1 protein-coding gene is annotated in these 414 nt (G+C 39.4%); it reads left to right on the top strand.

The window, feature by feature from the left end; translation table 11 throughout:
* Positions 1–414: hypothetical protein (locus tag I6F16_RS37690; RefSeq protein WP_225174801.1), on the top strand; the 414-nt coding region annotated here is incomplete at both ends.

Here is a 414-nt window from a genome sequence, read left to right as displayed (position 1 = left end):
CACAGAGTGATGGCTATTTTATCTGGGATCCGCTCCCTGATTTTCCATCGGCAAATGCAAAAATAAGAATTACAAATGTTGAGGATGGTTATCCTTCCGATGCAAGTGACAGTGTCTTTACAGTATCTCCGGAAGATGCATTAACACTTGCTGCTCCAAACGGTGGTGAACAATGGCAGTCAGGTTCAAGCCAGTATATCCGGTGGAACAGCGTTAAACAAAATAAAATTGTACCCGGGGGAAAGAAAACAGGAATAAAAATTAATGATAAAATTGCAAAAGTAAATTTGCAGGTAAGCAGTGTTAAACTTGAGTATACAACAAATTCAGGGGCTTCATGGATACAGATTGCTACAGATGTACCAAATAACGGATCATATACATGGTCATCAGTTCCGTCTGCTAATTCATCAT

It is taken from the genome of Bradyrhizobium sp. IC4060, assembly GCF_020193715.1.
GTDB lineage: Bacteria > Pseudomonadota > Alphaproteobacteria > Rhizobiales > Xanthobacteraceae > Bradyrhizobium > Bradyrhizobium yuanmingense.
Note: the sequence above shows the minus strand (reverse complement) of the source record. Positions and strands in the feature narration are given on the sequence as shown.